Source organism: Kocuria sp. GQ42 (genome assembly GCF_059758435.1).
Genome location: NZ_JCAXEN010000004.1, coordinates 236,228 through 258,117, shown reverse-complemented (window position 1 = coordinate 258,117; position 21,890 = coordinate 236,228). Strand labels below are relative to the sequence as shown.

The following is a 21,890-nucleotide window of genomic DNA, read 5'->3' as shown; positions in this document are numbered from 1 at the left end:
TGCCCCGAGGGCGGACGCCGTGACCGCTCAACGAAAGGCTCTCAGTGTCACCTGCCGCCAGCAACAAGACGACGGACACCGCCGCCGAGACCCCGGGCACCGGGGACGCTCGGTCGCCGTCCGGCACCACGGGCACGTCGCCGCGGGCGAAGACCGCCGCTGCGAAGTCGACCGCGACCAAGAAGACCGTGGCCGCGAAGAAGACCACGGCGGCGAAGTCCACCGCCGCGAAGTCCACCGCTCCCAAGAGCGCCACCGCGGCCGCCTCGACGAAGTCCACGGCCGGCCGGTCGACCGCGACCAGGACGGCCGCGAGCAAGCCCCCGGCCGCACCGAAGGCCGCGGGCCGCAAGAAGGCTGCGGCCCCGGCGGACAAGGACGCCCTGGCCGTCGCCGGGGAGCCCGAGGAGGACGTCGTCGTCACCGACGACGCCGACATCGAGACCGCCCTGACCGACGAGGCCGGGGTGATCGAGCCCGAGGTGGACGAGGACGCCGACGCGGAGGAGGAGGCCGCGCCCGAGGACGCGCCCGCCGTCCCCGCGCCCAAGGACGAGAAGACCTCCGGCTTCGTCATCACCAACAACGACGACGACGACGCCCCGGCCCAGCAGGTCGTCTCCGCCGGCGCCACCGCCGACCCGGTCAAGGACTACCTCAAGCAGATCGGCAAGGTCGCGCTGCTGAACGCCGAGCAGGAGGTGGACCTGGCGCTGCGGATCGAGGCCGGCCTGTACGCGGAGCACAAGCTCGCGGACGGGAAGGACAGCCTCGACCCGCAGACCCGCAAGGAGCTGCGCTGGGTCATCCACGACGGCAAGCGCGCCAAGAACCACCTGCTCGAGGCCAACCTGCGCCTGGTCGTCTCGCTCGCGAAGCGCTACACCGGTCGCGGCATGCTGTTCCTGGACCTCATCCAGGAGGGCAACCTCGGACTGATCCGTGCGGTCGAGAAGTTCGACTACACCAAGGGCTTCAAGTTCTCCACGTACGCCACGTGGTGGATCCGCCAGGCCATCACCCGCGCCATGGCCGACCAGGCCCGCACCATCCGCATCCCGGTGCACATGGTCGAGGTCATCAACAAGCTCGCCCGCGTCCAGCGCCAGATGCTGCAGGACCTCGGCCGGGAGCCCACCCCGGAGGAGCTGGCGAACGAGCTCGACATGACGCCCGAGAAGGTCGTCGAGGTGCAGAAGTACGGCCGTGAGCCGATCTCGCTGCACACCCCGCTGGGGGAGGACGGCGACTCGGAGTTCGGCGACCTCATCGAGGACTCGGAGGCCGTGGTCCCCGCGGACGCCGTGAGCTTCACGCTCCTGCAGGAGCAGCTGCACTCGGTCCTGGACACCCTCTCCGAGCGGGAGGCGGGGGTCGTGGCGATGCGCTTCGGCCTGACTGACGGCCAGCCCAAGACGCTCGACGAGATCGGCAAGGTCTACGGCGTGACGCGTGAGCGCATCCGGCAGATAGAGTCCAAGACGATGTCCAAGCTGCGCCACCCGTCCCGCTCGCAGGTGCTGCGCGACTACCTCGACTGACCGGCCGTCCCCGCGCCCGGAGACCCTCCGGGTGCGGGGCGACCACGTCCGGGACCTGCGCACCGCTCCGGTGACCGGGGCGAGGACCGGACACGCAGGAGGGCCCCGACACCAGGTGTCGGGGCCCTCCTGCGTCGACTGCCCTCGGCGATCGCCCGGTCAGGAACCGATGCGCTCGGTCTCGTCCTGCCAGGTGGCGGCCAGCGGCCGCAGCTTCTGCTCGTTCTTGCGCGCGTGGTGAGCGCAGAACAGCAACTCACCGCCCGTCGACTCGAGGATCACTCGGACGTAGGCCTGGGCGCCGCACGCGTCGCAGCGGTCGGTCGCATTGAGCTCTCGGCTCTCCAATGTTGCGTTCACGGGATCCTCCTCCTGGGTCGTACTCGTTGCACGGGGCACGGGGCCGCCGGTGCGGGTACCCGGGGTCTCGTGGACGCGTCGGGGTACTGCTCTATACAACCACGACCCTCGGACAAACGATTCCGGCGGAGGCCGTTTTTCGCCCCGGGCGTAGGTCACGGTGCCGGCCGGGGGGTGTCCCCGCAACCAGCGCCCGGCCCTGCGGTGTCCGCCGCCGGGACTACAGTGGTGGGGAATCCCGCCGTCCCCCAGGAGTCGTATCCCCGTGACACCGTCCCGTTCCGAGTACAACGCCCGCCACCTCTCCGTCCTCGAGGGCCTCGAGGCCGTCCGGAAGCGGCCGGGCATGTACATCGGCTCCACCGACTCCCGCGGGCTGATGCACTGCATGTGGGAGATCATCGACAACTCCGTGGACGAGGCCCTCGCCGGCTTCGGCCACCAGATCACGGTGGTCCTGCACGCCGACGGCGCCGTGGAGGTCCACGACGACGGCCGCGGCATCCCCATCGACCTCGAGCCGCGCACCGGGCTGACCGGCGTGGAGGTCGTCTTCACCAAGCTGCACGCGGGCGGGAAGTTCGGCGGCGGCTCCTACAGCGCCTCCGGCGGCCTGCACGGCGTGGGCGCCTCCGTGGTCAACGCGCTCTCCGCCCGCCTGGACGTCCAGGTGGACCGCGGCGGGAAGACCTACCAGATGTCCTTCCGGCACGGCGAGCCCGGCCGCTTCGTGGACCAGGGCCGGCCCTCCCCGCACGCCCGGTTCGAGCCGTTCGTGGAGGGGTCGGTGCTCGACGTCGTCGGCAAGGCCAAGCGGGGGGTCACCGGCACCCGGATCCGGTACTGGGCGGACGAGCAGATCTTCACGACGGACGCCCGGTTCAGCTACGAGGAGCTCGCCAAGCGCGCCCGCCAGACCTCGTTCCTGATCCCCGGGCTGCGCATCACCGTGCGCGACCAGCGGGGCCTGCCCGGCACGCCGGGGGAGTTCGGGACCCACGAGGAGGTCTTCCAGCACGACGGCGGGATCTCCGAGTTCGTGGAGTACCTCGCCGCCGACAGCTCGGTCACCGACGTGTGGCGGTTCCAGGGCGAGGGCCGGTTCAAGGAGAACGTCCCGGTCCTGGACGAGAACGGCCGCTCCAAGCTCACGGAGCTGGACCGCACGTGCGAGGTCGACGTCGCCCTGCGCTGGGGCATCGGCTACGACACGTCCCTGCGCTCGTTCGTGAACATCATCGCGACCCCCAAGGGCGGCACCCACCAGGCCGGCTTCGAGGCGGCCCTGCTGAAGACGTTCCGGAAGCAGATCGAGGCCAACGCCCGCAAGCTCAAGGCCGGCAGCGACAAGATCGAGAAGGACGACGTCCTGGCCGGGCTCACGGCCGTGCTCACGGTGCGGCTGGCCGAGCCGCAGTTCGAGGGTCAGACCAAGGAGGTCCTGGGCACCCCGGCCGTGCGCCAGATCGTGAGCCGGGTGATCGAGAAGGAGCTGACCGCCAAGCTCACGGCCACCGGCCGCCACGACAAGCAGCAGGCCGGGCAGCTGCTCGAGAAGGTCGTGGCGGAGATGAAGTCCCGCATCTCCGCGCGGGTGCACAAGGAGACCCAGCGGCGCAAGAACGCCCTGGAGACCTCCTCGATGCCGGCCAAGCTCGTCGAGTGCCGCTCGAACGACGTGGAGCGCTCCGAGCTGTTCATCGTGGAGGGCGACTCCGCGCTCGGCACGGCGCGGCTGGCCCGGTCCTCCAACTACCAGGCGCTGCTGCCGATCCGCGGCAAGATCCTCAACGTGCAGAAGGCGTCCATCACGGACATGCTCGCCAACACGGAGTGCGCCGCACTCATCCAGGTCATCGGCGCCGGCTCGGGGCGCACCTTCGACCTCACCGCCGCCCGCTACGGCAAGGTCATCATGATGACGGACGCCGACGTCGACGGCGCGCACATCCGCACCCTGCTGCTGACGCTGTTCTACCGCTACATGCGCCCCCTCGTCGAGGCCGGGCGGGTCTACGCGGCGGTGCCCCCGCTGCACCGGGTAGAGATCGTCAACGCCGGCGACAAGGCCAACGAGATGGTCTACACGTACTCCGAGCGCGAGCTCACGGACCTGCTCGCCCGGCTCGAGGCGGAGGGGCGGCGGTACAAGGAGCCCATCCAGCGCTACAAGGGCCTGGGCGAGATGGACGCGGACCAGCTCGCGGAGACGACCATGGACGTCCGGCACCGGATGCTGCGCCGGATCCGGGTCGAGGACGCCGAGGCCGCCGAGCACGCCTTCTCCCTGCTCATGGGCTCCGAGGTGGCCCCGCGCAAGGACTTCATCATCGAGGGCGCCACGCACCTGGACCAGGAGCGCATCGACGCCTGAGCGCGCGGGACGGCGGGCGCACCGGGGGCCGGTGCCCCGGCGCGGCCGCTACGCTGGGCAGGGACGAGCGACCGTCCCCGAGGAAGGACCCCGCATGACCGCCACCGGCCCGCACACCCCGTCCCCCGCACCCGGCCGGCCCCGGCCGGTCACCGTCACCGTGACCGGTGCCGCGGGCCAGATCGGCTACGCCACGGTCTTCCGGGCCGCGGCGGGCGACCTCCTCGGCCCCGGCACCCCCGTCCGCCTGCACCTGCTCGAGCTCCCGCAGGCGCGGCGGGCCGCGGAGGGCACGGCCCTGGAGCTGCAGGACGGGGCGTTCCCGCTGCTCGACGGCGTGGAGGTCTTCGAGGACGCGGACGCCGCGTTCGACGGCGCCTCGGTGGGGCTGCTCATCGGGGCCCGCCCCCGGTCCCAGGGCATGGAGCGGGCCGACCTGCTCGAGGCCAACGCCGGGATCTTCTCGGTCCAGGGGCGGGCCGTCAACCGCGGCGCCGCCGAGGACTTCCGGGCCGTGGTGGTCGGCAACCCCGCCAACACCAACGCCTACATCGCCGCCTCGCACGCCCCGGACGTCCCGCGCGAGCGGTTCACCGCCCTGACCCGGCTCGACCACCACCGCGCGCTGGCCCAGCTCGCCGCGGCCACCGGGGCCCGCGTCGACGAGATCGACGGCGTGGCCGTGTGGGGCAACCACTCGGCGAGCCAGTACCCCGACCTGACCCACGCCACGGTCGGGGGCCGGCCGGCGCTCGAGGTGCTGGCCGGGGGAGGCCACGACCTCGCCTGGGTGGACGGCACCTTCATCCCCCGGGTGGCGCGCCGCGGCGCGGAGATCATCGACGTGCGCGGCGGCTCCTCGGTGGCCTCGGCGGCCCACGCGGCCCTGTGCCACGTCCGCGACTGGGTCCTGGGCACCCCCGAGGGCACGTGGACGTCCATGGCGGTCGCGTCCGACGGCTCCTACGGCGTGCCGGAGGGACTCGTCAGCTCGTTCCCGGTGGTCTGCCGGGACGGCCGGGCAGCGATCGTGCCGGATCTCGAGCTGGACGAGTTCTCCCGCGCCCGCATCGACCGCTCCGTCCGGGAGCTCGAGGAGGAGCGGGCGGCGGTGGAGCAGATGGGGCTGCTCGGGCCCCGCCGCTGAGCCTCAGCCGTAGGCCGGGCCCACCGCGTCGATCACCTGGTCGGTGGGCACGCCCGAGCCGTCCCGGCGGCCGTGCTCGGTGGGCAGGGCCCGGGCCACGCCCGAGGCCGCGACCGCCTTGGCCGGTCCGTGCCCCACCCAGGCCAGGGCCAGTCCCGTCTCGCCCTTGAGGAACCGGTGCGCGCGCACCCCTCCGGTGGCCCGGCCCTTGGGCGGGTACTCCGAGAACGGGGTGACCTTCACCGAGTACTGCGACATGCCGGGGAGCACCTCGTCGGCGCGGGCGAGGGTCACGACCACGGGCGTCTCGTCCGCGGCGCGCACCGCCCCGAAGAAGACCACGGCGTCCCCCGCGACCAGCTTCACCCCGGCGACGCCGCCCGCGGTCCGGCCCTGGGGGCGCACCGCACCGGCCTCGAAGTGCAGCAGCTTGCCGTCCCGGGTCACGAACACCAGCTCGTCCTCCGCGGCGGCTGACTCGGCGAGGCCGACCACCTCGTCGTCGTCCTTGAGCGTGATGACCTCCCAGTCCTCGCGGTTGAGCGGATACTCGGGGCTGACCCGCTTGACCACGCCGTTACGGGTGCCCAGGGCCAGCACCGCGTTGAGCGGCGCGAGCCCCACGAGCCGCTCCCCGCGGCCGAGGGTGAGGAAGTCCTTGACCGGGACGCCGTCGCCCAGCTTCGGGGTGCCCTCGAAGGCGGTCAGCACGGGCACGTCCATCACCTGGACGCGCAGCATGCGCCCGGTGGACGTGACCGCCCCGATCTCCCCGCGGGCGGTGGCGCGCACCGCGGAGACCAGGGCGTCGTGCTTGATCCGCCGGGGCGGGTCCACCAGCGGGACCTGGGAGGGCGTGCGCGCGAGCTGGCCGGAGGTGGACAGGAAGACCCAGCAGGGGTCGTCGGCGATCTCGAGCGCCAGCCCGCCCGCCGCCGTCCGCCCCGGAGCGGGGGCCGCCGCCGCGGCGACGGGCGCCGGCAGGGCCTCCGACTCGAGCAGCTCGGTGCGCCGGTCGTCGCCGTGGACCTCCGCGACCTCCGCGAGCTCCGCGGAGACCAGGGCCCGCAGCAGCGAGTCCGAGGCGAGGGTCTCCTCGAGCTCGGCGATCTCCCGGCGCAGCTCCTCCTGCTCCTTCTCGAGCTCGATCCTCGAGTACTTGGTCAGCTGCCGCAGCCGCAGCTCGAGGATGTGGTCGGCCTGCACGCGGCTGAGGTCGTACACGGCCATGAGGCGTTCCCGGGCCACGGCGGTCTCGTCGGAGGAGCGGATGATCTGGATGACCTCGTCGATGTCGACAATCGCCACGAGCAGGCCCTCGACCAGGTGCAGGCGGTCGCGCCGCTTGGCCAGCCGGAAGCCGGTGCGCCGCCGGACCACCGACAGCCGGTGCTCCACGTAGACCCGCAGCAGCTCGAGGAGGCCCATGGTGCGGGGCCGTCCGTCCACGAGGGCCACGTTGTTGATCCCGAAGGAGTCCTCCATGGGCGTGTACTTGTAGAGCTGCTGGAGGACGGCCTGCGGGTTGAAGCCGTTCTTGACCTCGATGACCAGCCGCAGGCCGTTCTTGCGGTCGGTGAGGTCCACGACGTCGGAGACGCCCTGGAGCTTCTTGGCCTGCGCCGCCTCCTTGATCTTCTCGGTGACCTTCTCGGGCCCCACCATGTAGGGCAGCTGGGTGACGACGATGCCCTGCTTGCGGGGGGAGATCTGCTCGACCGAGACCTTCGCGCGGGTCTTGAAGGAGCCCCGCCCGGTCCGGTAGGCATCCCGGATCCCGTCGAGGCCCACGATCCGCCCGCCCGAGGGCAGGTCCGGGCCGGGGACGAAGCGCATGAGCTCCTCGAGCGTCGCCTCGGGGTGCTCCACGAGGTGCCGGGCGCCCGCGACGACCTCGCGCAGGTTGTGCGGGGCCATGTTCGTGGCCATGCCCACCGCGATGCCGGAGGAGCCGTTGACCAGCAGGTTGGGGAACGCCGCGGGCAGCACGCCCGGCTGGGTGAACTGGTTGTCGTAGTTGGGCACGAAGTCGACGACGTCCTCGTCGAGGTCGGCCGTCAGCGCCAGGGCGGCCGGGGCCATCCGGGCCTCGGTGTAGCGGGAGGCGGCGGGGCCGTCGTCGAGGGAGCCGAAGTTGCCGTGCCCGTCCACGAGCGGCAGGCGCATCGCGAAGGACTGGGCGAGCCGGACCATCGCGTCGTAGATGGCGGAGTCGCCGTGCGGGTGCAGCTTGCCCATCACCTCGCCCACGACGCGGGCGCTCTTGACGTGGCCGCGGTCCGGGCGCAGCCCCATCTGGTTCATCATGAACAGGATGCGCCGCTGCACGGGCTTGAGCCCGTCCCGGGCGTCGGGCAGGGCGCGGGAGTAGATGACGGAGTACGAGTACTCGAGGAAGCTCGTCTCCATCTCGGAGGTCACGTCGATGTCGACGATGTTCTCCCGGAAGTCGGGGGGCAGCTCGTCCTCGGCGGACGGGCGGGAGGGCGCACGGCGGCGTGCCATCACAGCGGGGGGTCCTTCGGTCGTGGGTCGGTCCGGGGCGGGCCCGGCGGCTCGGCGTTCGAGATCGTCCGGGGACGCACCGGGACGCACCGTTGACGGTGCAGGTTTGTCTACTAGCCTGAAGTCTATGGTTCCAGAGACCGCGGACACGGACGACGCCGGGCAGTACCCCGAGTACTGGGAGGCCGACGTCATCCTCCGTGACGGCGCGACGGCGCAGCTGCGCCCGATCTCCCCGGAGGACAAGGACGCGCTCCTGGCCTTCCACCAGTCGCAGTCCGAGAACTCCATCTACCTGCGCTTCTTCTCCTACAAGCCCACCCTCTCCGCCCGGGAGCTGGAGCGGTTCACCCGCGTGGACCACCGGGACCGCGTCTGCTTCGTGCTGCTGCTGGCGGACCGGATCATCGGCGTGGGCCGCTACGACCGCACGGACCGGTACGACGACGCCGAGGTCGCGTTCATGATCTCGGACGCCCACCAGGGGCGGGGCATCGGCTCGATCCTGCTGGAGCACCTCGCCGCGGCCGCGCGCGAGAACGGGATCGACCACTTCTCCGCGGAGGTCCTGCCCGAGAACCGCAAGATGCTCCGCGTGTTCGCGGAGGCGGGCTACGAGCTCACCCGCAAGTTCGACGACGGCGTGGTGGTGGTGGGCTTCGACATCGACCCGACCGAGAAGTCGCTGGCCGTGATGGCCGCGCGGGAGCACCGCGCCGAGGCCCTGTCCATGGCCGACCTCCTCTCCCCGTCCTCGATCGCCGTGATCGGGGCGTCGCGGGACCCCGGCCACGCCGGGCACGCGCTGGTCGAGCACCTCGTCGCCTCCGGGTTCGCCGGCCGGCTCAGCGGGGTGAGCCCCACGCCGTTCGAGCGGGAGGGCATGACCCACGCCACCTCGATCGAGGAGGTCCCCGAGCCCGTGGACCTCGCCGTGGTCGCCGTGCCCGTCGACCAGGTGGCCGACGTCGTGGACCAGTGCGGCGCGGCGGGCGTGCGCGCCGTCGTGGTGGTCACGGGCGGGTACGCCGAGGCGGGCGCGGCGGGCCGGGCCCGGCAGACCGAGCTGGTGCGCCGCGCGCGCTCCTATGGGATGCGCGTGGTCGGCCCGGCGAGCCTGGGGCTCTACAGCACGGCCCCGGAGTCCCGCTTCAACGCCTCCATCCTGCCCACCGTGCCGCGGGAGGGCCCGCTGGGGCTGTTCAGCCAGTCCGGGGCCATCGGCATGATGCTCAACGCGGCCGCGCTGCGCCACGACGTGGGCGTGTCCACGTACCTCTCCGCCGGCAACCGGGCCGACGTCTCCGGCAACGACATGATGCAGTACTGGGAGGACGACGCCGCGACCCGGGCGTGCGGGCTCTACCTGCAGTCCGTGGGCAACCCGCGCAAGTTCTCCCGGATCGCCCGCCGGCTGTCCCTGACCAAGCCCGTGATCGTGGCCAAGAGCGAGGTCACCGGTCTCCGGCTGCCGCCCGGCCACACCGGGCGCACCACCCAGGCCCCGCCGGGGGCCCTGGACGCGATGTTCCGGCAGGCCGGCGTGATCCGCGCGGACACGAGCGAGCACCTCATGGACGTGGCCGGTATCCTCGCCGGCCAGCCCCTGCCCGCGGGCGCCCGCACGGCCCTCGTCTCCAACGCGCTGGCCCTGGGCCAGCTCATGGAGGACCGGTGCATGCAGCTGGGACTGGACGTCGCGGTGACCCAGGCGGGGGTCCGGACCGCGGAAGGCGGGGACGACGCCCTCGAGGCGCTGCGGGCGGCCGTCGACAGCTGCCTCGGCGCCGAGGCCGTCGACTCCGCCGTGGTCACGCTGATGCCGATCCCGGGCACCACGCCGGAGCGCGTGGCCGAGCTCGTGGGCCGGGTGGGTCGGGAGCACGGCAAGACCGTGGTGGTCGTCTTCACGGGCAGCACCGAGCCCGGAGCGGTCTCCGCCCTGCACCACGCCGAGGACGGACTGGACGTGCCCTGCTTCGACTCCCCGGGGGCGGCCCTGCGCGCGCTCGCCAAGGTGGTGGACTACACCCGGTGGCGCGCCCAGGACCAGGGCAGCCTCGCCGAGCCGAAGGGCATCGACGCGGAGGCGGCGGAGACCTTCGTGGAGAAGATCCTGCCCACGGTCTCCGGCGACGAGCTGCTCGAGCTGGACGGGGACCAGGCGCGGGAGCTGCTGGAGACCTACGGCGTGGGCCTGCTGCCCAGTGAGCGGTTCACCGACCCCGAGGACGCCCTGGCCGCCGCCGACCGGCTCGGCTACCCCGTGGCCCTGAAGACCACCGACCCCAACCTCCGGCACCGCCTGGACCTGGGCGGCGTGCAGCTCAACATCCAGGACGACGCGCAGCTGCGCGCGGCCATCGAGACCATGCACCGGGCGCTCGCCCCCTTCGGCACCTTCGACCTCGAGGTACAGGCCATGGCCCCCACCGGTCAGTCGGTGGTGCTCCGGGCCATCGAGGACCCTCTGATCGGCCCCGTGGTCTCGTTCGGGATGGCGGGGGACGCGGTGAACCTCCTCGAGGACTGGGCCCACCGGGTCCCGCCGCTCACCGACCAGGACGTGCGGCGGATGGTCCGCGAGCCCAAGGCCTCGCGCAAGCTCTTAGGTCACCAGGGGGTCCCGGCCGCGGACGTCGACCGGCTCGAGGACCTCGTCTCCCGGGTGGCGCTGCTCAAGGACCGGCACCCCGAGATCGCCCGCGTGGAGCTGAACCCCGTGCTGGTCTCCAGCGGCTCCGTGACCGTGCTGGGGGCCTCGGTCGGCATCGGCAACGCCCGGCAGCGGACGGACAGCGCGCGCCGGGCCATGCGCAGCTAGGCGGGCCCGGACTTCGTGGCGGACACCATAGCCGGTCGGTACACCCTCATCGACCCGATCGCGCGCGGCGGCAGCGGCTCCGTGTGGCGGGCCTGGGACGGCCGGCTCCAGCAGCTGTGCGCGGCCAAGGTGCTGCGCCAGCGCGACTCCGCGGACCTGCTGCGCTTCGCGCGGGAGCAGTCGGTGAAGCTGGACCACCCGCACGTGCTCGCCCCCTACGGATGGGCGGCGGAGGACGCGCACGTGGTCATCGCGATGCCCCTCGTCCACGGCGGCACCCTGGAGTCCGCGCTGCTCGACAACGGGGCCGCCTCGGCGGAGCTGACCGAGGAGGTCCTCACCCAGCTGCTCCAGGCTCTGCAGTTCGTGCACGCCCAGGGCTGGGTGCACCGGGACGTGAAGCCGGGCAACCTCATGCTGGACAGCACCGGGACGGGCCGCCCCCACGTCCTCCTCTCCGACTTCGGCATCGCCGTGCGCGTCCAGGACGCCCGGCTGACCCGGACGGGCACGGTGGTGGGCACGCCCGGCTACCTGCCGCCGGAGGCCTACGAGCTCACCGACCCGAACCCCGCGCAGGACCTCTACGCGGCGGGCATCACCGCGCTGCGGATGCTCGACCCCTCGCTGGAGCCGCAGGAGAGCCTGGGGCCCGACGACGCGCGCGCCGTGGTGGGGGAGCAGGGCGACCTCGCGGAGCACCTCGCCGCCCTCCTCACCCCGGACCCCGCCCAGCGCCGCGACGCTGCCGTCACCGTGCTCCACGAGCTCACCGCGGGCGCGGCGCGGCGGCGCTTCGACCCTGCCCGCACGCGGGACGGGGAGCCGTTCGAGGTCTTCGACGTCCTCGAGCCGCTGCCGGAGCCGTGGGCGAGCCGGGTGCTGACCGGGTGGGACGGCCCGGAGGGGACGGACGGGACGCCCGGCGCCGGGCCCGGCGGCGGAGCCGCCGCGGGCACGGAGACCGGCGGCCGGTTCCCGGACGGCCCCGACACCCTCGGCACCGGCTCCGGCGCCACCGATTCCGCCGGCACCGCTTCCGGCAGCACCGGGCAGCGGACGGTCGGGACCACGGTGGGCGGCGGCGGCGGGGTGGCCGACGCCGGCGGCGCCGGCAGCGGAACGACCGGCAGCGGGAGAACCGGTGCCGGGGGAGTCGACAGCGGGGGAGTCGACACCGGGCCGGCCGACGACGCGGTGCCGGACCCCACCCGATCCGGGCGCGGCGCGCCGGGGCAGGGGGGGCCCGGGCACGGCGGGTCCGGCGACGGCGACGGCGGGGGCACCGGGAACGACCCCGGCCGGGACCGGGCGGGCCGCGGGCCCGCCGGGGGGAGGGCCACGGAGGCGCTCCCGCGGCCGGCGCGGACCGGGCGGCGCCGCGGCGGCCGAGCCGTGACCGGCGTGTTCGTGGTCCTCGTGGGGATGACCGCGCTGCTGAGCGGATATCTGCTGCTGGACCCCCTGGGCTCCGCGGAGCGGGTGCCCGGTCCCGGGAGCTCGCCCACCGCCACGCGCAGCGCCGACGCGACCCCGAGCCCGGAGCCGGAGGAGAGCCCCGTGGTGCTGGAACGGGTCTGCGAGGACGTGGGCGGCGGGGAGGAGCGGTGCTACTTCCGGGTGCCCTGAGGGCCCGTGTTGGGCGCTGGCGCGGCCGTGGGGGAAAATGGCCCCCATGACGTATTCAGGTGAGCGCGGCCAGCGGCTGGTCGAGGACATCAACAAGGCCGGCTTCTACCCGCAGCTGGTGATCGACGTGGTCCAGGACTCCCTGGACGGCCGGTCCCCGGTCTCCCACCTCGTGCAACTGGAGACCCACATCGACCGGACGGAGGTGCACCGCCACACCACCGTGCTGGTGCTCGCCGAGGACGTGCTGCACGTGACGCACGTGGACGACGAGGAGTTCGACGAGGGCGGCCGGGACGTGGTGGCACGGGTCTCCACGGAGACGGTCGGCATCTCGCAGATCCGCTCGGTCACGCTGAGCTACTCGTACTACCAGCCGGCCAACTACCGGCCGGACAGCCCGATCTCCGAGGTGACGCTCGCCATCGCGTGGACGGGCACCCTGCACGTGGACCTGGCGCCCGCACTCTGCGAGGACCCCCAGTGCCAGGCCGACCACGGCTACACCGGCACGGCCGCCCGGGAGGACATCGTGCTGCGGATCAGCGCGGAGGCCGACGGCCCGACCGCCGTGGAGGGCGCGCGGGAGTTCGCGCGCACGCTGCGCCGGGCCAACCTCTCCCCGCTGACCGACGGCGCGCAGATCGCCCAGCCGGCCCACGGGCGCACGCCGGCCCCGCGGCGGGCGGCCGCCGCCACACCGCGCACCCGGTTCACCGACCGGTTCACCGGCCGGGACAGCGGCGCCGCCCGGTGAGGGCGGTGCAGGAGGTCCTGCCCGCGCTGCCCGCCGACCTGCCGGGGCCGCCGCGCTACGGCAGCCGCTCGGTCGCGGAGGTCATGTCCTCGGCCGCGGCGTCCCTGGGCGTGCCCGGCTTCCGGGACGCGCTGGGGCTGCCCGCCGCCCGGAGGGTCGTCGTCGTCATGGTGGACGGTCTGGGACGGGCCCAGCTGCGGGCCCGCGCCGGGCACGCCCCGGGCCTGGCCGGCGCGCAGGGTCTGGCCACCCTGGACGCGGCGTTCCCCACGACCACGGCGGCCTCCCTGGCGTCCCTCGGCACGGGCGCGGCCCCCGGGGCGCACGGACTCGTGGGCTACGACGTGCTGGACCCCGACCGGGACCGGGTCGTGAACCAGCTCGGCGGCTGGGACGCCGCCGTGGACCCCCGGGTGTGGCAGCCGCTGCCCACGGTGCTCGAGCGCGCCGCCGAGCACGTGGACGTGGTCACGGTCAGCCGGCAGCGCTTCGCCGGCTCCGGGCTCACCGACGCGGCCCTGCGCGGGGGTCGGTTCGTGGCCGCGGAGGGGCCGGCCGCGCGGGTCAGCACCGCGCTCGACCAGCTCGCCGCGGGACGCGACGCCCTCATGTACTTCTACTGGGACGAGCTCGACCGCACCGGCCACGCCCGGGGCTGGGAGTCCTGGGAGTGGACGGCCCAGCTCGAGGAGCTCGACGCGTCGCTGCGCCGGCTGGTCGCGCGCGTGCCGGCCGGCACCACGGTGCTGGTGACCGGTGACCACGGCATGGTGGACGTCCCGCGGGACGCGCGCGTCGACTTCTCCGAGCTCCCGGGGCTGCTGGACGGTGTCCGGCACACGGCCGGCGAGCCCCGCACGGTGCAGCTGCACCTGGAGCCGGACGCGACGGCGCAGGACGTCCGGGCGCTCGTGGCCGCCTGGCGGGAGCAGTTCGGGTCCCGCGTGTGGATCCTCTCCCGGGAGGCCGCCCTCGACGCCGGCTACTTCGGCCCGCCGGCGCTCGTGCGCGACGCGGTGCGCGGGCGCATCGGCGACCTCCTCGTGCTGGGGCGGGAGCCCCTGGCACTGTTCGACCTCGGCCGGGTCCGCCCGAGCGTCCTGTCCATGGTCGGCCAGCACGGCTCGCTGACGCGCGCCGAGCGGGAGGTCCCGCTCCTGCGCCTGGCCTGAGCGCCCGCGCACCGGGAGCCGGGCCAGGGACGCCGCGACCAGGTTGCCGCGCCGGGTGAGCCGCCCCGGGGCCGCCGCGCCGGGTGGGCCGCGGCCGGGGGCCTGCGCTCAGGGTGCCGGCGAGGCGTCCTGGGGCGTGTCCTCCGTGGTGGCCTCCTCGGTCCCCGCCTCTGCGGCGGCCGGGCCGGCGTCCTCCTCGGCCGCGTTTTCCTCGTCCGTGTCGACGTCCTCCGCGCCGGCCTCGTCGTCCTCCGCGGGCGCTCCCGGGGCGGTAGGACCGGGATCCGCCGGGGCCGGTGCGGACGGGGCCGGCGCCGGCGGTGGGGGCGCGGGGACCACGGGCTGCGGCGGGACCGGGGCGGGCACGACGGGTTGGGGCACGACGGGCTCGGGGACCACGGGTGCCGGGGGGACGTACGGCGCCGGGGGCGCCACGGGCTCCGGGGCCGGTGGCGGCGGTGCCGGCTCCTCCGCCGAGGGGCGCGGCGTGGGGGAGGGCGTGCGCGAGCGCGACGGCGTGGGCGACGCGGTGGGTGTGCTGGTGGGCGTGGCGGACGGCGAGCTGGTCACCGCCGGGGCCGGGATGAACTCGGCCTCCTGGCCGGCGCCGAAGAGGTCGCGACCCACGCCGCCCAGGTAGAGCGCACCCGCGCCGGCCAGGACCACGAGCACGACCGCGCCGAGGACCAGCCCGGCGACGAACCGCCCCGGCCCGGAGCCGCGGACCAGCTCGGCCGGCGCCTCCGGAGCGGCGGAGGCGCCGCGGGCACCGGGGTCGCCGGGGTCCCGGGCGGCGGCGTCGCGCTCGTCGTCCCCGAAGAGGTCGTCCTGGATGGAATTGCCCATGTCGTGCTGCCCCTGACGTGGTGTCGTCCGTCCGGGCCGCGCGCGGGATGGGGGAGCGCACGAGCCCGGAGGGACGGCGCGGAGCCGTCCCCTGCTGCGTGCACTCTAGCGCGTGCCGGGCCGGCGGCGCCGGACGGCGCGCACCGGCGCCGGGGGCTCAGTCGGACGAGCTGCCGAAGACGATCTCGTCCCAGCTGGGCACCGAGGACCGCGCGGGGCGCCGTGCCTTGGCGGTCTTGTTGCGCGGGCGGGGCCGTTCGGGCGTGGTCTCCTCGGCGGGGCCGGAGTCCTCGGGCTCCTCGCCGGGGACCGCGGGGGCCGGGCCGGCGGAGCGGTCGCCCCGGACGTCGTCGTCCCGGGAGCTCCCGGTCACGGAGTCCTGGGGCGCGGAGTCCTGGGCTGCGGAGTCCTCGGCCGCGGGCGCCTCGTCCCGGGACGCGGCGGTGTCCGGTCGCGCCGCGGACCGCTCGGTGCCGTCGTCGACGCCCCGCTCCCGTCCGGCCTCCCGGAAGGTCTCCGAAGTGGTCTCCGCCACGGTGTCCCGAGCCGTGTCCCGGGCGCCGGTGCGAGCGGCGGGCGCGGTGGGCTCGGCGACGGGGTCGTCGGCGGGCTGCACGGTGGCGGGCCCGTCCGTCCGGGGCGCGGGCTCACCGGCCGGTGCCGGCTCCGGTGTCGGCTCCGGCGCGGGACCCGGCTCGGGGAACCGGGTGGCCGGCTGGAAGGGGCGGTCGAAGACGGAGCTGTCCTCGGGTGCGGCCAGAGGGCGGGGCCGCCGCTCGACGTGCCCCATGCCGCGGCCCAGGATCTCGGCGAGGGCGTCGTCCCCCTCGGCGTCCTCGCCGATGCGCTGCCCGCGGCGGGCCTGCAGGACGTCGAGCAGGTCGTCGGCCTCCACGGCGGACCGGCGCAGCTGCGTGAGCTCGGGGTCGAGGCCCCCGTCCAGGACGCCGAGGCCCGTGCCGAGCGGCGTGTCCGGGGTGCCGGCCTCCGTGAGAGCCTCCGCCCACGGGTTCGTGGGACGGACGCTCTGGTTCGCCGGGTTGTAGAGCCACTCGGCCAGCGGCTCGTCGTGGGCGGGCGCGGCGGCGCGGTCGACCACGGAGAACCGGGCGACCACCGCCCACAGGTGGTCCTCCCGCTGCCAGGAGTCCCACTCGAGGGAGGAGGGGTCCACCCCGAGGTCGGCGGCCCGGTGGGCGACGGCGCGGCCCAGGGTGAGTGGTTCGCCCTCGAAGACGGAGTGGTAGCCGCGGTGCGCGGAGCGGTCCTCGATCTCGACCTTCTGCGCCTCGGTGGCGATGTGGGCGCGCTCGGCGAGGATCGGCCACTCGTAGCGGCGGACCCGGGAGGCCTCCCACCCGCTCTCGGCCACGATCTCCTCGACCGTGGCCCCGGAGCGGAACCGGGCCTGGATCTCACGCGGCCCGAACTGGCCCGTTCCCCGCTGGCGGGCGCCCGGCAGCCGCCGGGCGCGCTGGACGGCCAGGCGCAGCTCCTGGTCGATCCGCAACAGGTGGCGGGTGCCTGCCTCGTCCTCGACGACCAGGTGCTCACCGTCGTCGTGCACACCTGCCAGGCGCAACTGCTCCATGCTGTCATTCCTCCGGGTGGTTCTCGGGTGCGCTCGGGGTCGTCGAGCGGGCGCTGCGGGGCGGGTCCGTCGGTCGCGGCCGACGTGCCGGCCCGGACCCGCCCCCAATCCTACTGGCCGTCGCGCGCCCCGGCCGGAGGTCGCCCGCGGACGGGCCCGGCCGCGTGTTCACGGGCCCGCGACGGGGTTGGATTTTTGCCCTCGGATGGTGAACAATCTACGCGACACAGAGCCCGGAGGGCGGCGCACAGCCGTGCCGGAGCCCGCCCTCGGACCCCTTATTGGAGCGAAGACCGGACATGGCCACTGATTACGACGCGCCGCGCAAGCAGGAGGACGAGCTCAAGGAGGACTCGATCGAGGAGCTGCAGACGCGCCGCACCGATGCGCAGTCCGGCGCCGTCGACGAGGACGAGGCGGCCGCGGCCGAGAGTTTCGAGCTGCCGGGCGCGGACCTCTCCAACGAGGAGCTGTCCGTCGTCGTGCTGCCGGCCCAGGAGGACGAGTTCACCTGCGGCTCGTGCTTCCTGGTGCGCCACCGCTCCCAGATCGCCGAGGAGCGGGGCGGGGTCAAGTACTGCGTCGAGTGCGTGGGCTGAGCCCCGCGGGGCCGAGCTCGTCCGGAGAACCGGAGAACCCCGTCGCGACGGTCGTCGCGGCGGGGTTCTTCCGTGCGGTGGCGGCGGGCGCGCTCACGGGCGCGCGGACAGCACCTCGACGATCCGCTCCGGGTGCCGGGTGGAGGTGAGCCAGTACGGCGTGGGGTCCACGGGGTCGGTGATCCGGATCCGCACCACGGGGCCCACGGACGCCCGGAAGTTCATGAAGGCCCGCCCGTCCAGCTCGGGGCCGCGGACCCGGCGGACGTCGTCGCCGCGGAAGGCCTCGGCCTCGCCCACGAACCGTCGCTCGATGCGGGCCCGGCCGACCTGCAGGGACTCGTCGGTGACGACGATGGTGGTGCTGGAGGCCACGAGGGCCACGGCCGCGCCGCCGCCGACCACGACGGCCGCCGCTCCGGCCACCCACGGGTCGATGGGGGCGAGCGCGACGAGGGCGACGACGCCGGCGAAGAGCACGAGCAGCCACATCCACCACGCGGGGGTGAGCTTCTCCTGGTAGAGGATCTCAGCGCCGGGCCGCTCGGAGGAGGACCGGCGGGGTTCGCGGGGGCCGTCGGCCGGGGACGCACTGGAGGACGCAGGACGGGACATGCCTCTAGCGTCTCACGACTGCGCCCGGGGTCCGGCGCGTTAGAGTGGGGCACTGTGAACGACCAGTCGACAGGCCACCGGCCGCCGTCGGGCAACGGGCGCCCGCTCAGCATCGCGCTGCAGGCCCTCGACCCGGACCTTCCCCTGCCCGTGTACGCGAAGCCCGGAGACGCGGGCGCCGACCTGCGCTCGCGCGAGGACGTGGTCCTCGGCCCCGGTCAGCGGGCCCTGGTGCCCACGGGGGTGGCGATCGCGCTGCCCGAGGGGTACGCCGGGTTCGTGCACCCCCGCTCGGGTCTGGCGGCCCGGCACGGGATCACGGTGGTCAACGCCCCGGGCACGGTGGACTCCGGCTACCGGGGCGAGATCATGGTCACCCTGCTCAACACGGACGGCGCCGAGCCCTTCACCGTCCGCCGCGGCGACCGCATCGCCCAGCTCGTCGTGCAGCGCGTCGAGCAGGCCGTCTTCGAGCTCGTCGACGTGCTGCCCGGCTCGGCGCGCGGCGGGACGGGGTTCGGCTCCAGCGGCACCGCCTGAATCCACGAGCAGACCCCCCACGAGCTCACGCCACGAGCCGGCACCGCGTGCCGGCGGAGGAGAACGAAACCATGTTCGGTCGCAAGAAGAAGAAGGCCTCGGCGCAGGACGCCGCCCCGCAGCAGCCGGAGGCCGCGCCGAGCGCGGAGGACGCCGCGGCGGCGCGGCGGCGCGAGCCGCAGGGCCCGCTCGACGTCTCCCAGGTGGAGGACCGGGACGGCTACCTCGATCTCGGCGCCGTGCTCGTGCGTCCCCGCCCGGGGCTGGGGGTGCGGCTCGAGGTGGACGAGCGCACGCAGCGCCCCCGTGCCGTCGCACTCGACCTCGACGGCGGATCGGTCCAGGTCCAGGCGTTCGCCGCGCCCCGCTCCGAGGGGCTGTGGGACGAGGTCCGCCGCGAGCTGGTGCAGTCGCTGCGCTCGAGCAACGGCGAGCCGACGGTCGAGGAGGGCCCGTTCGGGCTCCAGGTCGTCACCCGCTTCCCCGCCACCGCCTCCGACGGGACCCGCGGCTTCCGCCTCGCCCGCTTCGTGGGCGTCGACGGGCCGCGCTGGTTCGTGCGGGCCGTGTTCACGGGCACCGCCGCGGTGACCGCGGAGTCGGCCGCGGCCCTCGACGAGGTCGTCCGCGAGCTCGTGGTGGTGCGCGGCGACCGGCCCATGCCCCCCCGGGAGCTGCTGACGCTGGTCGTGCCCGAGGACGCGGTCCGTTCCCCCGCCCCGGAGACGGAGACGGAGCCTGAGCCTGCGCCGGAGCCCGTGCGGCCGCCGCGGCGCGGACCCGAGATCACCGAGATCGGCTGAGCCATGACGAGAACAGGCACCGGCGAGTTCCGGCCGACACCGGGGACGGGGTCCATCGACGTGGTCGCCGAGGCGCCCGTGTGCGCGGGCGACCTCGACCCCTCGACCGCCGCCGGGAGCCGGCGCCGGGTGATGGCGACCGGTCTCGTGGTGGAGGTGACCGTGCCCCCGGTGACCGGCGCGCAGAACTACACCGCCCTGCTCGCCCCGGACTGCCCGCAGGCGCCGGGGGACGAGGGCTTGGCCGCCCCCCGGCCGCTGCGCCTCGTGTGGCACGGCCAGCGCACCGTGCCGGGCGTCACCGCGGGGACGCGGCTGCGCTGCGTGGGCGTGGTGAGCTTCCGGGACGGGCGCCCCTCGATGTTCAACCCGCGCTACGAGATCATCGCGAAGCAGGTCAGCAGATGACGGATCCCCAGGAGCCCGGGAGCGCCGGGGACGGGCCGGGGCGCGGCCACGACGTGGAGCGCTCGATGGCCGCCTACGCCGCGCGCTCGGGCATGCGCCGCAAGGACAACGGGCAGCTCGACGTGCTGCACGCCGTCGGCGGCTGGCGCGGTCTGGCCGAGACGATCCTGCCGGGCTTCGTGTTCCTCGCCGTGCTGCTCGTCGGCAACGCCCTCGGGGTCGCGCTCGCCGCGTCCCTGGGCACGGCCGCCCTGTTCACCGTGCTGCGCCTGGTCCAGCGCCAGAGCCTGGTCCAGGCCGTGTCCGGGTTCGTGGGCGTGGCCGTCTGCGCGCTGTTCGCGCGGGCCACCGGCGAGGCGCTGGACTACTACGTCCCCGGCTTCTGGATCAACGCGGCCTGGTTCGCGGGCCTGGGCGCGTCCCTGCTCCTGCGCTGGCCGCTGCTCGGCGTCTTCTACGGCTACATCCGCGGGGAGGGCGCGCAGTGGCGCGACGTCCCGGTGCGCCGCCGCGCCTACCAGGTGGCCACGGTCATGCTCATGGCGATGTTCGCGGCCCGCCTGCTCGTGCAGGTGCCCCTGTACTTCGCGGAGAACCTCACCGGCCTGGGCGTGGCGCGGCTGGTCATGGGCGTGCCGCTGTACGCGCTGACCCTGTGGCTCGCCTGGCTCGTCTCCCGGCCCCCGGAGCAGATCGCCGCCCAGGAGCAGGACACCCCCTGAGGCCCCGCGCCGCGCTCAGCTCCGGTGCGGCTCGTGCCGGCCGGCCGTCGTGAACATCGCGCGCAGCTGCGCCTCGCCCTCCGTGGTGGAGACGAAGAACAGCTGGTCGGCGCCCTCCACCACGTCGTCCCCCGAGGGGGTGATGGGCACCCCGTCGCGCAGGATGGCCACGAGCGTCACGTCCGGCGGCCACGGCACCTGGGAGACCATCGTGGCGATGATGGGGTGCTCGTGCGGCACCGTGTAGGCGGAGAGGGTCGCCCCGCCCGTCTGCAGGGTCAGCAGCCGCACCACGTCGCCCACCTCGACCGCCTCCTCCACGAGCGCCGTCATCAGCCGCGGCGTGGACACGGCCACGTCCACCCCCCACGCGTCGTCGAAGAGCCACTCGTTCTTCGGGTTGTTGACCCGGCCCACCGTGCGGGGCACGCCGAACTCGCTGCGCGCCAGGAGGGAGACCACCAGGTTCGCCTTGTCGTCGCCCGTGGCGGCGACGACGACGTCGGTCTCCTCCAGCCCGCCCTCCCGCAGCGTGGAGAGCTCGCAGGCGTCACCGATGATCCACTGGGCCCCGCGCAGGTCCGAGCGGCCGATGACCTCGGGCTTCTCGTCGAAGATCACCACCTCGTGCTGGTGGGAGAGCAGCTCCCGGGCGATCGAGGCGCCCACGGCGCCCGCGCCCACGATGACCACGCGCATCAGGATCCTCCCCGGGAGGTGTCGTCGGAGCCGGGCGCGTCGTCGGACTCCCGGCGCAGGGAGTTGGCGAAGTCGAGCACGTCCGGGCCGGGCGGGCGGGACAGGACGCGGGACACGGCCTCGACGTCGTCGGTGCGCATCATGGCGTGCACCACGTCCCCCTGCTGGTAGCTCATGTCGGGCCCGGGCAGCACGCCCTCCCCGAAGCGCGTCACGAACGCGATCCGCACCCCCGTGGCCTCCTGGATCGCGTCCAGGTGCAGCCCGGACCACGAGTCGTCCAAGGACAGCTCGCCCAGCTGCAGCCGTCCCGAGGCCTCGCGGAAGTCGGCCGTGATCGTCTGCTCGGGCAGGATCCGGCGCAACGCCTGGTCGGCGCTCCAGCGCACGGCGGCGACGGTGGGGATCCCCAGCCGCTGGTAGAACTCCGCCCGGGAGGGGTCGTAGATGCGGGCCACCACGTGGCGGACCTTGAACGTCTCGCGCGCCACGCGCGCCGCGATGATGTTGGAGTTGTCCCCGCTCGAGACGGCCGCGAAGGCGTAGGCCTCCTCGATCCCGGCCCGCCGCAGCACCTCCTGGTCGAAGCCGAGGCCGGTGACCTTCTTGCCCTCGAAGGACTTGCGCAGCCGCCGGAAGGCGCGGTCGTCCTGGTCGATCACCGCCACGGTGTGCCCGGAGTCCTCGAGGGTGTGGGCGACCATCACGCCGACGCGCCCCACTCCCATGATCACGAAATGCGCCATGCGTCCCAGCCT

At 74.3% G+C, this 21,890-nt stretch carries 19 protein-coding genes; 12 read left to right on the top strand and 7 right to left on the bottom strand.

The features are described 5' to 3' along the window. Positions 1–44: 44 nt before the first annotated feature. Entirely contained in the window at positions 45–1,541 is a 1,497-nt protein-coding gene (locus AC6CH6_RS10840) for an RNA polymerase sigma factor (RefSeq protein ID WP_133409978.1), read from the top strand. A 159-nt stretch (positions 1,542–1,700) separates the two neighbouring features. Here AC6CH6_RS10840 and AC6CH6_RS10835 read toward each other — a convergent pair whose 3' ends face one another. Continuing rightward, complete coding sequence (locus AC6CH6_RS10835) at positions 1,701–1,901, bottom strand: DUF7455 domain-containing protein (RefSeq protein ID WP_017834164.1); 201 nt, start codon at positions 1,899–1,901, stop codon at positions 1,701–1,703. 265 nt (positions 1,902–2,166) lie between these two features. Between AC6CH6_RS10835 and AC6CH6_RS10830 the strand changes: the two genes are divergently transcribed. Then, positions 2,167–4,275, top strand: a complete 2,109-nt coding sequence (locus AC6CH6_RS10830; protein WP_498255122.1) for a DNA gyrase/topoisomerase IV subunit B — start codon at positions 2,167–2,169, stop codon at positions 4,273–4,275. A 94-nt stretch (positions 4,276–4,369) separates the two neighbouring features. After that, the gene (locus tag AC6CH6_RS10825; protein ID WP_133409980.1) at positions 4,370–5,422 is read left to right on the top strand and encodes a malate dehydrogenase; all 1,053 of its coding nucleotides are present in this window, start codon (positions 4,370–4,372) and stop codon (positions 5,420–5,422) included. A gap of 3 nt (positions 5,423–5,425) precedes the next feature. Here AC6CH6_RS10825 and AC6CH6_RS10820 read toward each other — a convergent pair whose 3' ends face one another. After that, positions 5,426–7,927: a DNA topoisomerase (ATP-hydrolyzing) gene (locus AC6CH6_RS10820; protein ID WP_419967237.1), complete on the bottom strand. Its 2,502-nt coding sequence runs from the start codon at positions 7,925–7,927 to the stop codon at positions 5,426–5,428. Between the two features lie 127 nt (positions 7,928–8,054). Between AC6CH6_RS10820 and AC6CH6_RS10815 the strand changes: the two genes are divergently transcribed. The 4 genes from AC6CH6_RS10815 to AC6CH6_RS10800 are packed head-to-tail and all read left to right on the top strand — an operon-like array spanning position 8,055 to position 14,309. Next, positions 8,055–10,751, top strand: coding sequence for a bifunctional acetate--CoA ligase family protein/GNAT family N-acetyltransferase (locus AC6CH6_RS10815; RefSeq protein WP_498255121.1), 2,697 nt, complete (start codon positions 8,055–8,057; stop codon positions 10,749–10,751). A 15-nt stretch (positions 10,752–10,766) separates the two neighbouring features. Next, entirely contained in the window at positions 10,767–12,380 is a 1,614-nt protein-coding gene (locus tag AC6CH6_RS10810; RefSeq protein WP_498255120.1) for a serine/threonine-protein kinase, read from the top strand. A 46-nt stretch (positions 12,381–12,426) separates the two neighbouring features. Beyond that, positions 12,427–13,137: a DUF5998 family protein gene (locus AC6CH6_RS10805; RefSeq protein WP_035924032.1), complete on the top strand. Its 711-nt coding sequence runs from the start codon at positions 12,427–12,429 to the stop codon at positions 13,135–13,137. 5 nt (positions 13,138–13,142) lie between these two features. Next, the gene (locus AC6CH6_RS10800; protein WP_498255119.1) at positions 13,143–14,309 is read left to right on the top strand and encodes an alkaline phosphatase family protein; all 1,167 of its coding nucleotides are present in this window, start codon (positions 13,143–13,145) and stop codon (positions 14,307–14,309) included. A 108-nt stretch (positions 14,310–14,417) separates the two neighbouring features. Here the strand turns inward: AC6CH6_RS10800 and AC6CH6_RS10795 are convergent, their stop codons facing one another. Both AC6CH6_RS10795 and sepH read right to left on the bottom strand, forming a co-directional pair. Continuing rightward, positions 14,418–15,155 (bottom strand): hypothetical protein, encoded by a 738-nt coding sequence (locus AC6CH6_RS10795; protein ID WP_498255118.1) that lies wholly within the window; start codon positions 15,153–15,155, stop codon positions 14,418–14,420. 157 nt (positions 15,156–15,312) lie between these two features. Next, positions 15,313–16,746, bottom strand: a complete 1,434-nt coding sequence (sepH, locus tag AC6CH6_RS10790) for a septation protein SepH (RefSeq protein WP_498255117.1) — start codon at positions 16,744–16,746, stop codon at positions 15,313–15,315. Positions 16,747–17,045: 299 nt separating this feature from the next. Here sepH and AC6CH6_RS10785 point away from each other — a divergent pair, with 299 nt between their 5' ends. Continuing rightward, entirely contained in the window at positions 17,046–17,345 is a 300-nt protein-coding gene (locus AC6CH6_RS10785) for a DUF4193 family protein (RefSeq protein WP_419967231.1), read from the top strand. A gap of 93 nt (positions 17,346–17,438) precedes the next feature. On the opposite strand, the gene AC6CH6_RS10780 is transcribed toward AC6CH6_RS10785, so the two are convergent. Beyond that, positions 17,439–17,960 carry a DUF3093 domain-containing protein gene (locus AC6CH6_RS10780; protein ID WP_095651737.1) on the bottom strand — a complete coding sequence of 174 codons (522 nt, stop codon included), beginning with the start codon at positions 17,958–17,960 and terminating at the stop codon, positions 17,439–17,441. Positions 17,961–18,071: 111 nt separating this feature from the next. Here AC6CH6_RS10780 and dut point away from each other — a divergent pair, with 111 nt between their 5' ends. The 4 genes from dut to AC6CH6_RS10760 all read left to right on the top strand — a co-directional run bounded on the left by dut (position 18,072) and on the right by AC6CH6_RS10760 (position 20,433). After that, positions 18,072–18,500, top strand: coding sequence for a dUTP diphosphatase (dut, locus tag AC6CH6_RS10775; protein WP_031283352.1), 429 nt, complete (start codon positions 18,072–18,074; stop codon positions 18,498–18,500). A gap of 71 nt (positions 18,501–18,571) precedes the next feature. After that, on the top strand, positions 18,572–19,303 hold the full coding sequence (locus AC6CH6_RS10770; RefSeq protein ID WP_498255116.1) for a DUF3710 domain-containing protein: 732 nt from the start codon (positions 18,572–18,574) through the stop codon (positions 19,301–19,303). A 3-nt stretch (positions 19,304–19,306) separates the two neighbouring features. Then, on the top strand, positions 19,307–19,711 hold the full coding sequence (locus tag AC6CH6_RS10765; protein ID WP_419967228.1) for a hypothetical protein: 405 nt from the start codon (positions 19,307–19,309) through the stop codon (positions 19,709–19,711). Further along, the gene (locus AC6CH6_RS10760) at positions 19,708–20,433 is read left to right on the top strand and encodes a DUF3159 domain-containing protein (RefSeq protein WP_498255115.1); all 726 of its coding nucleotides are present in this window, start codon (positions 19,708–19,710) and stop codon (positions 20,431–20,433) included. Before AC6CH6_RS10765 ends, AC6CH6_RS10760 begins: the two co-directional genes overlap by 4 nt. Positions 20,434–20,448: 15 nt before the next feature. Here AC6CH6_RS10760 and AC6CH6_RS10755 read toward each other — a convergent pair whose 3' ends face one another. Both AC6CH6_RS10755 and AC6CH6_RS10750 read right to left on the bottom strand, forming a co-directional pair. Beyond that, on the bottom strand, positions 20,449–21,132 hold the full coding sequence (locus tag AC6CH6_RS10755; protein WP_017834178.1) for a potassium channel family protein: 684 nt from the start codon (positions 21,130–21,132) through the stop codon (positions 20,449–20,451). Next, positions 21,132–21,878, bottom strand: coding sequence for a potassium channel family protein (locus AC6CH6_RS10750; protein WP_017834179.1), 747 nt, complete (start codon positions 21,876–21,878; stop codon positions 21,132–21,134). The genes AC6CH6_RS10755 and AC6CH6_RS10750 overlap by 1 nt, the downstream gene beginning before the upstream one ends. Positions 21,879–21,890 lie beyond the last annotated feature (12 nt).

What these genes read in the sequence shown, in the direction of transcription:
- AC6CH6_RS10755 (WP_017834178.1), bottom strand. Translation starts at nt 21,132, where the DNA reads ATGCGCGTGGTCATCGTGGGCGCGGGCGCCGTGGGCGCCTCGATCGCC.
- AC6CH6_RS10750 (WP_017834179.1), bottom strand. Translation starts at nt 21,878, where the DNA reads ATGGCGCATTTCGTGATCATGGGAGTGGGGCGCGTCGGCGTGATGGTC.
- AC6CH6_RS10820 (WP_419967237.1), bottom strand. Translation starts at nt 7,927, where the DNA reads ATGGCACGCCGCCGTGCGCCCTCCCGCCCGTCCGCCGAGGACGAGCTG.
- AC6CH6_RS10780 (WP_095651737.1), bottom strand. Translation starts at nt 17,960, where the DNA reads ATGTCCCGTCCTGCGTCCTCCAGTGCGTCCCCGGCCGACGGCCCCCGC.
- AC6CH6_RS10760 (WP_498255115.1), top strand. Translation starts at nt 19,708, where the DNA reads ATGACGGATCCCCAGGAGCCCGGGAGCGCCGGGGACGGGCCGGGGCGC.
- AC6CH6_RS10765 (WP_419967228.1), top strand. Translation starts at nt 19,307, where the DNA reads ATGACGAGAACAGGCACCGGCGAGTTCCGGCCGACACCGGGGACGGGG.
- AC6CH6_RS10805 (WP_035924032.1), top strand. Translation starts at nt 12,427, where the DNA reads ATGACGTATTCAGGTGAGCGCGGCCAGCGGCTGGTCGAGGACATCAAC.
- sepH (WP_498255117.1), bottom strand. Translation starts at nt 16,746, where the DNA reads ATGGAGCAGTTGCGCCTGGCAGGTGTGCACGACGACGGTGAGCACCTG.
- AC6CH6_RS10815 (WP_498255121.1), top strand. Translation starts at nt 8,055, where the DNA reads ATGGTTCCAGAGACCGCGGACACGGACGACGCCGGGCAGTACCCCGAG.
- AC6CH6_RS10770 (WP_498255116.1), top strand. Translation starts at nt 18,572, where the DNA reads ATGTTCGGTCGCAAGAAGAAGAAGGCCTCGGCGCAGGACGCCGCCCCG.
- AC6CH6_RS10795 (WP_498255118.1), bottom strand. Translation starts at nt 15,155, where the DNA reads ATGGGCAATTCCATCCAGGACGACCTCTTCGGGGACGACGAGCGCGAC.
- AC6CH6_RS10825 (WP_133409980.1), top strand. Translation starts at nt 4,370, where the DNA reads ATGACCGCCACCGGCCCGCACACCCCGTCCCCCGCACCCGGCCGGCCC.
- AC6CH6_RS10785 (WP_419967231.1), top strand. Translation starts at nt 17,046, where the DNA reads ATGGCCACTGATTACGACGCGCCGCGCAAGCAGGAGGACGAGCTCAAG.